Origin of the sequence: Planktothrix mougeotii LEGE 06226, assembly GCF_015207485.1 — a bacterium.
Lineage (GTDB): Bacteria > Cyanobacteriota > Cyanobacteriia > Cyanobacteriales > Microcoleaceae > Planktothrix.
Genome location: NZ_JADEWU010000081.1, coordinates 13,905 through 27,207, shown reverse-complemented (window position 1 = coordinate 27,207; position 13,303 = coordinate 13,905). Strand labels below are relative to the sequence as shown.

11 protein-coding genes and 1 pseudogene are annotated in these 13,303 nt (G+C 40.8%); 4 read left to right on the top strand and 8 right to left on the bottom strand.

Annotated elements, in window-relative coordinates:
* Nucleotides 1–347: 347 nt before the first annotated feature.
* The 7 genes and pseudogenes from IQ236_RS23270 to IQ236_RS23240 all read right to left on the bottom strand — a co-directional run.
* Nucleotides 348–1,677 (bottom strand): annotated as a pseudogene (locus tag IQ236_RS23270) (J domain-containing protein); the annotation flags it as partial.
* 98 nt (nt 1,678–1,775) lie between these two features.
* A complete protein-coding gene (locus tag IQ236_RS23265; protein ID WP_193871491.1) occupies nt 1,776–4,031 on the bottom strand; it encodes a protein-arginine deiminase family protein in 2,256 nt (751 codons plus the stop codon).
* A 148-nt stretch (nt 4,032–4,179) separates the two neighbouring features.
* The gene (locus IQ236_RS23260; protein ID WP_193871490.1) at nt 4,180–5,199 is read right to left on the bottom strand and encodes a calcium-binding protein; all 1,020 of its coding nucleotides are present in this window, start codon (nt 5,197–5,199) and stop codon (nt 4,180–4,182) included.
* Nucleotides 5,200–5,365: 166 nt separating this feature from the next.
* Nucleotides 5,366–5,668 (bottom strand): TMEM165/GDT1 family protein, encoded by a 303-nt coding sequence (locus tag IQ236_RS23255; RefSeq protein ID WP_072718948.1) that lies wholly within the window; start codon nt 5,666–5,668, stop codon nt 5,366–5,368.
* 15 nt (nt 5,669–5,683) lie between these two features.
* Complete coding sequence (locus IQ236_RS23250; RefSeq protein WP_193871489.1) at nt 5,684–6,064, bottom strand: TMEM165/GDT1 family protein; 381 nt, start codon at nt 6,062–6,064, stop codon at nt 5,684–5,686.
* A 93-nt stretch (nt 6,065–6,157) separates the two neighbouring features.
* Nucleotides 6,158–6,508, bottom strand: a complete 351-nt coding sequence (locus IQ236_RS23245) for a YkgJ family cysteine cluster protein (protein WP_193871488.1) — start codon at nt 6,506–6,508, stop codon at nt 6,158–6,160.
* Nucleotides 6,508–7,800, bottom strand: a complete 1,293-nt coding sequence (locus tag IQ236_RS23240) for a Ycf66 family protein (RefSeq protein ID WP_193871487.1) — start codon at nt 7,798–7,800, stop codon at nt 6,508–6,510. The genes IQ236_RS23245 and IQ236_RS23240 overlap by 1 nt, the downstream gene beginning before the upstream one ends.
* A gap of 276 nt (nt 7,801–8,076) precedes the next feature.
* On the opposite strand from IQ236_RS23240, the gene IQ236_RS23235 reads away from it, so the two are divergent.
* Nucleotides 8,077–8,232: a hypothetical protein gene (locus IQ236_RS23235; RefSeq protein ID WP_193871486.1), complete on the top strand. Its 156-nt coding sequence runs from the start codon at nt 8,077–8,079 to the stop codon at nt 8,230–8,232.
* Between the two features lie 198 nt (nt 8,233–8,430).
* The gene (locus tag IQ236_RS23230) at nt 8,431–9,267 is read left to right on the top strand and encodes an EAL domain-containing protein (protein WP_193871485.1); all 837 of its coding nucleotides are present in this window, start codon (nt 8,431–8,433) and stop codon (nt 9,265–9,267) included.
* A 110-nt stretch (nt 9,268–9,377) separates the two neighbouring features.
* On the opposite strand, the gene IQ236_RS23225 is transcribed toward IQ236_RS23230, so the two are convergent.
* Nucleotides 9,378–10,220, bottom strand: a complete 843-nt coding sequence (locus IQ236_RS23225; RefSeq protein ID WP_193871484.1) for a helix-turn-helix transcriptional regulator — start codon at nt 10,218–10,220, stop codon at nt 9,378–9,380.
* Between the two features lie 98 nt (nt 10,221–10,318).
* Between IQ236_RS23225 and cas3 the strand changes: the two genes are divergently transcribed.
* Together cas3 and IQ236_RS23215 are read left to right on the top strand one after the other, a co-directional pair.
* Complete coding sequence (cas3, locus tag IQ236_RS23220) at nt 10,319–12,424, top strand: type I-D CRISPR-associated helicase Cas3' (protein ID WP_193871483.1); 2,106 nt, start codon at nt 10,319–10,321, stop codon at nt 12,422–12,424.
* A gap of 211 nt (nt 12,425–12,635) precedes the next feature.
* Nucleotides 12,636–13,250: a hypothetical protein gene (locus IQ236_RS23215; RefSeq protein WP_228041815.1), complete on the top strand. Its 615-nt coding sequence runs from the start codon at nt 12,636–12,638 to the stop codon at nt 13,248–13,250.
* The last annotated feature ends 53 nt before the right edge of the window (nt 13,251–13,303 follow it).

Here is a 13,303-nt window from a genome sequence, read left to right as displayed (position 1 = left end):
CCCGGGAAACTCCCCCTTCTCCGGTTCCTGAACCTACATCATCGGGGTAGTCCCCGATGATGTAGGTTCAGGAACCGGAGAAGGGGGAGTTTCCCGGGTTGAGGAAGAACTGCGACGGGAAGACTCAGGTTTACGACTTCCCTGTAACGATGTTGAGGCAGAACCCGCTTCAACGGAAGTCCGAATACTCGGTGGAGGAGGGGCGGACAACAGGGGGGAAACGGATTCGTTAACCTGAACTCCTGACACTTCCGAATTCACGCGGGTTCCCGTTGTCAGGGGAGACTCTAGGGGCGTGTTGGTCAGTTGAATATTCGTGGGGGTTGGACTGGATTTTGACGTTGTACCAGCACGGCGAGGCTGAACCACAACCCACTCATTGGAAGGGTTGCCCGTTTCATTCGGTAGGGCTTCCAGGTAAGCTTGGACATGGGGATCAGCAAAATAATCTTTTAAAGAAACCGACTTATCCAGCAAATCCCGAAAATGCGGAAATACCTCATCTTGTAACCAACTTTCCGCGTAGAGACATAATCCCGGTAATAAATCAGGGGAATTCTGGGAATTTTCTCGGATAAAGGCAATGGGTTCCCGTTCCTGACTTAATTCCAAAGAACGACTGGCTTCTTCCGTTTGCCCTAACAATAAAGCACAAACGGCTTTTTCTAAATGTACATCTTGCCGCCGTCCTAACTGCATCAGCATTAATTTAGCTTTGCGAATCAACGCCGGTTGAGCTTCGGCAAAGCCTTGGGCAATTAAGGCATAAACCGCTAAATAGGTGGCAACGGCAGAGGGGCGACGAGCTTCGGCTTCAAACAACCCTTGTTGTTCAGTGGTGGTCATGTAGCGACGGAGTTGCTGCACAAACCGTAGAAAGTCTTCGACCCCTAACCCAGATTGATCCTCCCCTTGACCGTCAATGCCGCCCCGTTCATGGAGCATTTCTCGCAGGAGTTGCAATCCTTTGCGACGTTCTGCGGCTTTTTCTAAGGGAAGTTGGAGTAATTCTAAAATCCGGTAAGGACGGAGTTTGTAGAGATCCGTTTGCATTTCACCTCTCAAACTGGCAAACAAGCTTTCTCGTAATAATAGATTTTGTCCAGCCTCTAAGGAAGAAGCGGCGTTTTCATATTGTCCTTGTTGCCATTGCTCCCGACCCAATTCTAAATAGGCTGAGGTAACGGTCAATATAATATCAGGAACAATCAGAGCCGGATCACCAAAACGACCATCTTTGAGGCCAATACTGCCATTACTAAGATAGGGGTGACATAATTTCACCACTAATTCATATTCCCCCAATTCATGGAGTAATAATAATGCCCCCACAAATTGTTTATCCTCGATCTCAATACTGGGTGTGTGAGAGTCGATGACGGGTTCTAAAGCAGTGGCTTCGTGGGTGACACGTTTGCCAAAAGCCGGAGTTTTAACTTCTGATTCGGGTTCGTAGGTTTTGGCTAAAAACCCCATATCATAAGCTTGACGTTGATCGGCATCCGATAGAACTGCATACGCCTCATCAATCAATTGCTTGCGTGCGGTGATCGCCTGATCAGAATACTCCCGTCTAGGAAGTTGCAAAGTGCGATCACGGTGCGCTTGCTTAAGTTGCTCAGGAGTTGCTTGAATCGGTAAGCCTAATATTCGGTAATAATCGAGTGGAATACGCACGGGCCACTTCCCCAACGGTGAGAAACTGATGTAGCTATATTAGCAGGGAATGGGTCTAGGGCAAGAACAGGGGGGTGAGATGGGGGTTGGAATAATGATTATGGGGTCGGTACATCTTCCCAGAAGGGTTGTTCATTTCCGAGACGAGTGGTATTTGTGGCACTGTAAATATTGCCTTGTAATTCTTGATAGTAATCATCCTCTAGGAACTCAACATTAATTCCAGCCACTTCAACCCGGCGTTTAAAATCTTCTTGGGTATAGTCTCGCCCATCAATTAACGGCCCTTTGGGATTAGAAACTAATAATTCTCCATTGACATAAACACAATTAATTAAATTTGGCCACCAAGCATACCCACTATAACTAAAGATTGCCGGAATTTCAATAATTTGATCAGTTCTCAGATTAAATTCTTTTTTAAGTTGATTAATCAGAGGATCAATTTTTTGCTTTTGTAAATTTTGATTATGTTGCATCAATAATTGATTATTTAAAGCAGCCCGGACGGTGGTTTGCGTGCTTAATTCTCGATTAATTGCGGCTCCTTCATAACCTTGTTTTTCCAGTTCTTTAAGGAGTTTAATTCCTTCCCCAGGACTGGCAATTAACATTAAGGGTTCACCGGATGGACTGGGAATAAAATTAATAATTTCATCGACATGACGCACCATTAACCAAGAGGTATCAATGGCAACGGGATCACCTTGAATCTTTTGGGCTTTTAAAAACTCCAGAACTTCGGGATTTAAACTGACATTATCGGCTGTACCGTAATAAATTCTGCCTAATGGATATTCTGGTAAAGCGGGAGTTACAGCTAAATTATTATACCAATCTGCCCACTGATTAAATACATCTAATTGGCGGGGTTTACCGACTTCAAACCAACCGAAATTTTGATTCATTAAAGATTGAGCATAATCATCACTTTCTGTGCTCCGGTTTCCTTTTAAAACAACAGGATATTCCTCTAAACCTTCCCCATTGGGAAATTGAACATAACCGATTTCTTGGGTTCCTTGCATCCATAAGGTTGCTCCTGGTGTCACTTTAACATTAGCTCCGGTTTTTTCAACGATTGTTTTGACCTCTTGAACAATGGTTTGATTATCCCCGCGATCGCTAATATGAACTTCAGAAACGGGTGCAGTATTGGGAGACATAATCCAAGGAGCTACTCCCATTGAAATCGTATCAGTTGCGATGATAATTCCCTGTTTACGGGCGGTGGCTTTTAAATTAATTAAACCTGACCAATTTTGATTCGCAAATTGTTTCGCTTCTACCCCTAAAATAATATCTGAACTAAATTCTAAAGGCGTTGTACCCGATAAATCAACAAGTTTCCATCCGCTTGAGGTTTTTTGGAATAAATTAATATAAGGTCTAGCTGTTTCATCAACACTCATCAATAATTCTGAACCGTTATAATCTTGAGAGACTTTAAAATGAACGACTGCTAAATCCTTTTCATCTTCATCCCCATTCACCCCTTTTTCTCGCCAGTCGGGTAAGCCACTCCGATCATCATCATCATTATTAAATAAGACTAACGGCCCAACGGATAAAGACCATTGTTCTGGGCGTTGTTCATCCGCTTCATTCACAACACCATCTCGGTTTGTATCTCCATAGAGTTTAAACCCTGGAAATTGAGGATTAGCGGTGGAAATGGGGGAAATGGTTTGTGGTTTTTCGGGTTGTTCTTTTTGAGATTGTTGCGTTAAAGCGCGTTGATAAGTTGCGATCGCTAAATACCCTTGATATTCTACAATTTTATCAATAGCTTTAGCACTTAAAAAAGATTCTCTAGGAATTTTTCTTAACGTATCAATAGCTTGAACCCATAATTGTTGTGCTGTTTCCCAATCTTTAACGGTATGGGTTTCGGGTTGTTTACCAAAGGTTGCCGCTTCCGTAGCTATTTTAATCGCTTGATTCCAAGTTTCTAGGGTTGTTTCTTCAAATTTAATTTGGGTTTCAACTTGACGGTTTGCTTTAACTAAGGTTTCATATTGTTTGAGTTGCAGTTGATATTCCCAAGCTTCTAAATTACTATTAATATCGGGAGGATTAGAGACTTTCTTTAATTCGGCTTGAATGCGATCGCGCAGTTGATATAATTCAGCTAAGGATTTCGGTGTAATTTCGATGGTTTCAAAATTAGGATTTTTGCGAGTATCGGTTTCAAACCCTGGCAGTTGCAGTCCTGAATCGTTAATGTGATACTCTAAATCCAAATCCGTTGGTGCGGACTGAGCGTAAGTTGGAGGGGCGGGAACTAAAATAATTCCAACGACTACACCGAAAGCATTAATTAAAGCAACAGCAATGTAGCGCATCCAGTTCATGATCCATCCTCAGCTATCCTGATTGATTGTACCTGAAATTTGCCTCACTGTTGATAGGGGTGAGAAAAAATTTTAACAACTTCTCTGAGGATGCAACACTAAAGTTAGTCCGGGGGCTATTCTACAAGTTTAGAAGAAATTGGTTGTTTTAGCCAATTCCTAACAAATCATCACTAATATTCACAATATTAATACTATTTTTAACACTATTAATATCGGTGGTATTAGCGACAACACCGAAAATATTCCCCGTTGTTGTTTGACGAATAATAATTCCTTGGGAGGCTCCAGTGGCGAGTTGGAAATTGGCAGTTTGATCAAAGGTTTCTAAGGTAAGTTGTTCAGAAGTTAAGCTGGCAACAATCACAATTTTATCGCCTTCTGTAGCATTAAAATCGGTAATTAAATCGGCTTCAGTAGGGTTTAGAGGAACTTCTGCGGGGTTTGCACCTAAAATAAATAGATCGGCATCCGTACCCCCGGTTAAAATATCAAAGTCTAAATCTCCAATTAAAATATCCCGTCCCCCACCTCCATCTAAATTATCTTTTCCTTTCCCTCCTCTTAATAAATCTTCTCCCTCCCCTCCCATTAAGAAATCATCCTCACGATTTCCATTAATAATATCATTTCCACTATCCCCGTTTAGGGTATCATTTCCTTGACCACCTCGCAATAAATCAATGCCTTCTGCACCGAATAATTGATCATTTCCCGTATTTCCATTCATGACATCGGTTTGATGAGAACCAACTAAACTATCATCTCCGGCTAAGGCTAATATTCCGCCTGGATTATTGATTGTCCATTCTGGTAAAATCAAGCCACTGGGTTGTTGGGGAAAATTAAAAGTATTAGGCGGTGCTAGAACATCAATATCATCTGTTAATATAAATAATTGCGAGGATTGTCCTGATAATTGGGTGAGGGTTTTATAACTGCTTAAAAGATTAATATCGCTGAGAATTTGACTAGGTTTAACTTCCAAAGTTGGGGCTGTATTCAGAGTAATTTGAGGGTTTTGTTCTAATAATTTCTGAACCCAAGGTTCTGCAATGGGCAGAATAGTGTTAAATAAAGGTTCATATTGGGGAAAAAAGGTGAAAATTAGGGGTTCAGCAACGGGCCAAATTACATTACTGACAAAATTAATAATTTTTTTAAACATATCCAGAACATCCGAAGTGCGACTGATAAATCGGTTAGTTATCTTAATTTTGCACTTTTATTTCCTAGAATTCAGGATAAATTTTTAAGAAGAATTGAAAGCCAATCAAAAAATAGAGATACATGAATTTGTATCTCTTAAATCAGACTGATTAATGTTGGCGATTCTATTCTGAAAAATCGGTTTCTGAATGTTCCCCTTGATTAAACCAGAGTAACCGAATTCCTAACACTCCAAACCCAATAGCAGCAGCAATTTTAACAAGATGGGTCGGTAAAACTTCTGCAACCCCTTGTCCCACCATCACCCCTAAAAAACTTGCTAATAATAGGGCTGCGGCTGTACCCAAAAAGATCGGACGGGGGGATTTGGTACTTCCACTTAAAGCGATCGCCGCTACTTGACTTTTATCCCCTAATTCTGATAGAAAAACCGTAATAAAACTCAATCCTAATAATTGAAAATCCATAGATTTATTTTAATTTTATGAGTTTAAAACTTCCCAAATTAATAAGGCAGAAATCACTAATAAACTGCTTCCGGCTAACCGTTCCAAGGTTCGGGGAGAGATGCGTGTCGCTAACCATTGACCCAGTAAAACCCCTAATAAACTGGTTAATACTAAGGCACTTCCTGCACCTGCAAAAACAATCCAAGGGGCGTGAGATTCTGCCGTCATTAATAAAGTCGTGAGTTGGGTTTTATCTCCAATTTCCGCTAAAAAAATAGTAATAAAAGTGGAAACAAAAATTTTCCAAGTCTTGGGACTGACTAAATTTTGAAATAGATTAGCCTTTTTGGCAGAACTAGCGGATGCAGTTAGTCGGTCTTCCTGAACGTTAACAAGGATCGGGGATGAACTCATAGGTTGAGGGTCGGGATATTGAGCAAGACTATATCATAATCTTTTCATATTTTCCCCAATCCTGCAATAGACGAACCAGGAACACTGTTCGGGTTACCCCTCAACCGCCTGATTAAAACGTTCCATTTCCGGGGAAGAATCTCCATACACCCCTTCAATTTGTTGTTGACAACAATCAATGGCAAAATCGTTTAACTCTTCCGGTTCGATACCATATAACTCTTGAAAAACATCCGGTTGTACCCGACAAAATCGAGGGCGTTGATCATAGATTTTGCATTCTCTGGCTTCCGCATCAAAATGAATACACCATCCATCTTCCCCGACTAAACTTAAATACAGTTGTAAGTCCTCTGGGGTTAAATAGTCCTCTAACTCAGGGCGTTCACTCGGGTCGAGATGACAGCACGCCCCACATTGTTTTACACAAAGCCAATTTGTCATTATTCCGGTTGTGATTCAGAAGGAGAATTAGAGTCCGTTGGTTTTTGGGCTGCGGCTTTTAAATCTGGGTTGGGAGGATGGGGACGAACTAAAGCCGCAGGGGTGGTTTCCTCAGATTCAGTTGCTTCGGCGGACGTTTCAGGTTCTGACTCTATAATAATTTCCTCAACGGTTTCTGAGTCTGGGACATCGACAACCACAGATTCCTGGGTGTCTTCAATAATAAGATTGACCTGTTCTGCGGTAATCTCAACCACAACTTCCACCTGGGGTGCAGCAATTTGTTCAAAGGGTGAAAGAGTCGGTTTCTCAACGGTTTCCGTCGCTTTTGGTTCTGTTGGGGGTTCGGTTTCAATTCCAACAACTTCTGCAACATTAGGGGTTGAAGAAACCGTTGTTTCTATATCTTCAAATTCTGCAAATTCTGCTGCTACAGAATCGTCCTGATTCGATGGCGTTGATTCCACAACCGTTGAAGTTGAAGCAACAGAATCTGCTTTAGAAGATTTAGCCGTAGTTGTCGGTTTCGGGGTTTTAGTTTTGGGTTTTTTATTGAATAATCCTGTTAAGTTCCCAACCCAACCCGATACCATTCCAGCAAGTTCTGGGATGGATTTCTGGGGTTTAGCAACGGTTTTTGATGGCGTTTTTCCTGAAGAAATCGGGGTTTTTTCTTTTGCTTTCTGAGGTGTTTCTACCGGGGAGGGAGTGGGTTCAACACTAGGGGTTACTGGAATTTCCTCAACAAAAACTTCGGGTTCGGGAGTGACAGAAGAGATCGGGGGTTCCTCTACAACCATATCATCCTGAACTGCTGCGACATCAGGAGCCGTTGCCATGATTTCCGGTTCGGGTTTGGGTTCCCCTAGGGTTTCTACAGGGGGTTCAGGAGTAACAGGATTAATTGTAGAGACAGATTGAGGAGGAGTAGCAATATTGACCGGGGGTGTAGATTGAGGTGAAATCACCGGAGGTTGAGGACGTAAAAAGCTGTTAAACCGTTCTTTAACGTCCGCCGGAATCGGGGTTTGTTGGGTCACAGGGGTTCCGGCTCGGCGTAGCACCAGCGCTTCCCATCCAAACCAAACTAATAATGATACACTCGCCACTTGGCCTAAAAGCACGGCCCCTGTAATTCGTCCAGCACAGGCCCAGAGCACCAGTGCATAAAACAATCCGACTCCACTCCAGACAAAATCACTTTTGCGGTGAACTTCTGGAAAGAAGAAGGCCGCCATATAAAGGGCAAAACTTCCTAAACCCACTGCGATCGCTAGGATATACGCCAGCATTTTTCCCTCCCATTCTATCAAGGAACCTGTTATGGAGTTATTTTACCGTTAACTGTTAACGGTGAACAGAATCTAGGGAAGGGTCTTGGCTGTTGGCAGTTACTGTCACCGTCCATCGTTAGTGAAAACCTGTTGTGATTTGAATCACAAATTTATGTGAATTATATCATGAATACAGATTGTACGGAATCATACAGACAGGATGTGTTGTCTTATTACTATAGATATAGATAGAAAATAGGGTGCGATCAGAAAGTGATTTAGGGGGAGGTAATCATGTTAGAAAAATTATTGTTAGCCGCTTTTGTTACATTGGCTCTTCATTTACAGTTTGGCGTCAACTGGTTAAGCTCTAAACCAGCATCCACAACAGGTGTCGCACTGCAAATCGAGATGGGAAGAATTGTTCTGTCCCAAAAAATTATTAAGTAGAGTCTGTTGGCTGAAACTTTAGCTCCAGATCAAAAGATGCCTCTCTTACTCAATTGAGGTGCCCTAAAAACTAAGCGAATTTGCATGAGTTTTTTCTCATCAACCCTTCATCGCTTGTTCACCTTCAGGGGTTACTATCATCAATAGAGTTCGTGATTGTTGCATCTATCTTTACTATTACTGGAGTTTTAGTTCACCATGTTTTCCTCCGATTGGAAAGCTCATCGGAATCCATCTCCTACTCCAGATAATCCTAAACTCGTTCGATTATCCAGTGATGTTGAATGGATTCAATTAATTGAAAATGCAATATCAGATAATCGTTGTGCTTTATATCTTCAGGATGTTATTTCTTTAGCAGAACCTGATTCTCGACGATATTATGAAGTTTCTGTACGATTATTTGATCCCAATGGTCGCATGATTCCTCCCTCGGTTTTTCTTCCGGTGGCGGAACGATATTATTTACTGCCTGATCTGGATCGGTGGTTGGTTGATAACCTTCTGGAATCCTTAGCTAAAATTGAGGCTGACTTACTCAATAATAGTTCTTTTGCGATTAATTTATCGCGTCATAGTATTAATAAGATTGATTTTGTTAGTAGAATTCATCAACAATTAAATCAATTAGATATTTCTCCTGAAGTCATCTGCTTTGAAATCAATGAAACAGTCGCTTTATCTAATTTAGAAATTGCTTCTGATTTAATTACCTATCTTCAAAGTTTAGGATATTACTTTACTTTGGATGATTTTGGTCGAGGATTATCTTCTTTATCCTATCTCAAGCATCTCCCTGTAGATTATATCAAAATTCCGGGTATTTTTATTCGGAATATGCTGAATGATTTAACAGATAGAAGCATTGTGGAAATGATCCATTATTTAGCCCAAAAAATGGGATTAAAAACCATTGCTGAAGATGTAGAAACTGAAGCGATTTTTCAAAGCGTTAAAGCTCTGGGGATTAACTACGCTCAAGGATACTATCTCAGCCGCCCTCAACCTTTTAATCAGGTTTTACGCCCAGAGTAAAGCATAGAAAATCATTCTGATGTGTCTTAGAGTTCTAGCTTCTTGAAACCCCTCGTAATGTTAACCCATCATCTTTGATTCTCTATTCTACGCTTCACTCGGAATTGAGATTAATCTTGATATAACTGATAAAGTTTAGTAACTTCCTGTTTAAATCGTTGGCGCACCGCATCCGGCGCCACAATTTCACAATCTGGGCCATATCGAAACACCTCTCGAATTAACCAGAAGGGATTTACAACCCGTCGCACCACTTGGCGGATCTCTCCCAAAAACTCGTTTTCAATATCTTCGGGTTTTGGTTCATAAGCATTGGCTAACCACCCCTTAAAGTGTAAGTATACTTTTATAGAATCCAGAGATCCTCGCCATTCTCCCTCAATCGGTAATGTTCCGTTAATTCGGTCTAATCTCAGACATCGGTTATGACGCAGTTCTGGCCCGTCTTTGCTATCTTCGGTTTCCTCACACCAAACTTGTAAGTAGAATCGCTTTTCATACAGACGCACTTCTGCATAACGGACAGTAAACTCTAACTCCTGAGCTTGGGAGTTTTTATAGGACAAGCGGAAAGGCTGTTGATTCCTAATATATTCATCAACCTGATTCCGCGCACTTTGCAAAGGTTGATTCATCTGTTGTAGCAGTGCTTGACGCAGAGGGGCTTCTAAGTTTTCCTGATCCAGTAAAAGTGTAATTATAGTTTCCGCATCTTCCACTTGACCCGCATCTAATAAGGCTTTACTGGCTTGTCGTAACGCTCTGATTTGTTTGGCATTCAGGGTTAATCGGTTGCGGCTGACTTCTACTTCATTTTGAGCGATCGCAGCCACTAACCCGGATGCACTGGGATTATCGCCCCATTTAATATCCAAGCGTTGGGCGATGTCTTCGAGCTTTTCTTTCGTTCCAGGGGGGACGGACAGGGTTAGGGTTTCTTTTTTTCTAGCCATTTTCAAAAATAATTACAATTACCACTTGCACTTTATGGATGGGTGTGTAATATTAATAAGTGTCAGTGATATTTATTGTAAAGCAGGAAAGTTCCATTATGGATACTTACTCTATCATACTCAAGCCTGTTTATTCCTGTCCCGCCTCAGAACCGTTGCAGGGGGTGACATTGCCGCCCGGTTGGACATTAGCATGGCATCAGGCGGAAACCTTCAAGGCGTTGAGTGATCCGAATATTGATGTGGTTTTCAATACAGCCATGACGGGGGATGGTAAGAGTTTAGCTGCTTATCTAAAAGCGATGACGGGACGTAATTACACCTTGGCGATGTACCCGACTAACGAACTCGCACGGGATCAAGAACGACAAGTCCAGAACTACAAAACTCAATTTCAGCCCGACTATGATCCTCAAATTTACCGTTTAAATGGTTCTATTTTAGATGATTTTATTGAAACCAATCAGTTACCATCTCGACAGCAAGCTTTAATTAATCGCACCAATAACTCAGAAATTCTCCTAACAAACCCTGACATTTTTCACTATATCCATGATTTTCGTTATCTCCGTCGAAATAAAGATAAAAAAGGAGACAACGCTGATAAGCTATTTCGACGAATTGATGAAAACTATAAGTTCTTTATTTTTGATGAATTTCATGTTTTTTCATCTCCTCAAATTGCTAGTGTTATGAATGCGCTGCTGTTGATTAAACATACCTCAGTTAATAAAAAATTTCTGTTTCTTTCGGCTACTCCTAGCGAAATATTACAAAATTTTCTATTCAAATCTGGTTTGAAATACCGTATTATTGATCCAGTCGCTCAAGGCGCTTATCAATTTGATCCTAACGTAGCGACAACCGGATGGCGACCCATTAGCCAAGGCATTAACCTAACATTTCCTAATCAGTTAGAGCCTAATTTTCGTTCCGGTTATGAGTGGTTAGTTGAAAATGCTGAAACTACCATCTTAAAATTTTTCCTAGACTATCCTGGCAGTAAAGGAGCAATTATTCTTAATTCTATTGCTTCTGTTTATAAACTGTTACCCAAACTCAGAGCATTGTTTGAACCTCATGGTTTAAAAGTGATTCCTAATACGAGTTTGACAGGGGAAACAGAAAAAGCCAAATCAATCGCAGAAGCGGATTTAGTGATTGGAACCTCTACTATTGATATTGGCGTTGATTTTAATATTAATTTTCTCATCTTTGAAGCGTCTGATGCCGGGAATTTTATTCAACGCTTTGGGCGCTTAGGAAGACATCCTAATTTTCCCATTTACCAAGCCTATGCTCTAATCCCTAATTTTTTAGTAGCGCGGTTATTCAGTGAAAAATCACCCTTAAAAGCAAATGAATATTATGATCGAATAACCTTTACTCAAACAATTCGTTCTCCTAATTGTTGGTCTTTTATTGAGCAATTTAAAAATTATCCGAAACGGTGGGGTGGAATTCAATCTGCTTGTGTGCATATTGAATTAGGCAGAATGAAAAACGAATACCCAGAAGCATCCAATGATTTTAAACGAGATATTGAAAGTGCATTTGGGATGAGTTTAGGTCATAAATATGGTCAAATTCAACACTGCTTAAATGAAAAGAAAAACAAAATTATTCAAGAAGCACGGAGTTTTCGAGGAAGTAGCCAGCTAGACTGTGCGATTTATGATTTAACTAACCCAGAGGAACCGGAAAAAGAACGATTCAAAACCTATCATCTTCCTGGCATTCTCAGCAATTTTATTATAGAATGGATGGAAGAAAAAGACTTTATGAAAAAAGTAGAAATTGCGGGTTTACCTAAAAAACGGTTTGAAAATGCTTTGTGTTATCTCAAGTTAATTGATTACCGAGAAGTTAGGGAGAATTGGCACTTCTACTATTCAGGAGAGGATTTTGATGAAATTAAGAAATCAGGAAAAGTCCAAGTTCTCAAGGGTTTAGAAATTACGAATAGCATTAATGCCATTAGTCGGGCATTATATCGGCGAGGAGTGGTGTGTTTTATTTCAGATCGCGATCGCAGTTATTTACAAGCTAAATTAGGCTTACCGATGCAATTTCAGGCTTATGGTATAGACAATAAGTTAGATGAGAAACCTCGCTATACCATTGCTTTTGGACAGTCAGCCTTAATGTTAGAAACCTTAATTTGGTGTTGGAAGCCGAAGGAGGATGAAGGATGGATTTGTTGAGATCGAGTAGGAGAAAGGGTTTTGCCCGACATCAGAAGGCAATAAAGTTTCAATACCTGAAAGGCATTAGTTGCAGTGTTGCACTGCTCTGCTTCCCTTTCTCCTCGTCCCCATCATACCCCATAATTTTCACTTTGCCTGCATTAGCCGCAACGAGGAAGATTATAATAAGGCTATAAAGACGTTGACAAAATTAAAAAGGACTGCCAAGATGGTAGAAACGTTTACCAGCAACTTTCCTATGCTTATCCAGCTTAACGATAGTGATTTGTTACAGATGCCACTCAGCTTGCGTGCCAATCTCCTGAACTGGGTGCAGACGAGACAGATGAAGCCAAACCGACAAGCTCAATCTTCTCAAGCCCAGCCATCTCAGATTGAGGCTTATCAGCTACCGATTGATTTTGAGAATCTTGGACAGGCACAACAGGAAAAGAAATCAAGCCAAGTCTCTATCAAACTTGTTAAGCCATCTCACGATAACTTAAATCCTTCGACTCCTAACCAGCAGCAGATTGATCAGGTTCATGTCCGTCTTTCTCAACTTTTTGATGCGGGGATATTTACGCAAGCAACCTTACTCCGAGTCAAGTTGAAAAAGGAACACGTTAAGAAATGTGGTTATAGCTATATCACCACAGGATTGAAAATCTCCTCTAAAGGTACTGTCCTTTACAAAGGAGAGGAGTTCGACAAGCCAAGCCCGTTAGCACAAAAAATTAATGGTAGTCCTGTTAATGGTTGGGAATATGTCGAAGCGAAAAAGAATGGTCAATGGGTTTGTTTAAATGAATTACGGAAAACTTGGAGAAAAGCTAATGATTAAAACCTGTCCAAACACTCGGAATTTGAGTTATTTTAGCTCAACTTTAGCAAATT

What these genes read in the sequence shown, in the direction of transcription:
- cas3 (WP_193871483.1), top strand. Translation starts at nt 10,319, where the DNA reads ATGGATACTTACTCTATCATACTCAAGCCTGTTTATTCCTGTCCCGCC.
- IQ236_RS23215 (WP_228041815.1), top strand. Translation starts at nt 12,636, where the DNA reads ATGGTAGAAACGTTTACCAGCAACTTTCCTATGCTTATCCAGCTTAAC.
- IQ236_RS23245 (WP_193871488.1), bottom strand. Translation starts at nt 6,508, where the DNA reads ATGACAAATTGGCTTTGTGTAAAACAATGTGGGGCGTGCTGTCATCTC.
- IQ236_RS23265 (WP_193871491.1), bottom strand. Translation starts at nt 4,031, where the DNA reads ATGAACTGGATGCGCTACATTGCTGTTGCTTTAATTAATGCTTTCGGT.
- IQ236_RS23260 (WP_193871490.1), bottom strand. Translation starts at nt 5,199, where the DNA reads ATGTTTAAAAAAATTATTAATTTTGTCAGTAATGTAATTTGGCCCGTT.
- IQ236_RS23250 (WP_193871489.1), bottom strand. Translation starts at nt 6,064, where the DNA reads ATGAGTTCATCCCCGATCCTTGTTAACGTTCAGGAAGACCGACTAACT.
- IQ236_RS23235 (WP_193871486.1), top strand. Translation starts at nt 8,077, where the DNA reads ATGTTAGAAAAATTATTGTTAGCCGCTTTTGTTACATTGGCTCTTCAT.
- IQ236_RS23230 (WP_193871485.1), top strand. Translation starts at nt 8,431, where the DNA reads ATGTTTTCCTCCGATTGGAAAGCTCATCGGAATCCATCTCCTACTCCA.
- IQ236_RS23255 (WP_072718948.1), bottom strand. Translation starts at nt 5,668, where the DNA reads ATGGATTTTCAATTATTAGGATTGAGTTTTATTACGGTTTTTCTATCA.
- IQ236_RS23240 (WP_193871487.1), bottom strand. Translation starts at nt 7,800, where the DNA reads ATGCTGGCGTATATCCTAGCGATCGCAGTGGGTTTAGGAAGTTTTGCC.
- IQ236_RS23225 (WP_193871484.1), bottom strand. Translation starts at nt 10,220, where the DNA reads ATGGCTAGAAAAAAAGAAACCCTAACCCTGTCCGTCCCCCCTGGAACG.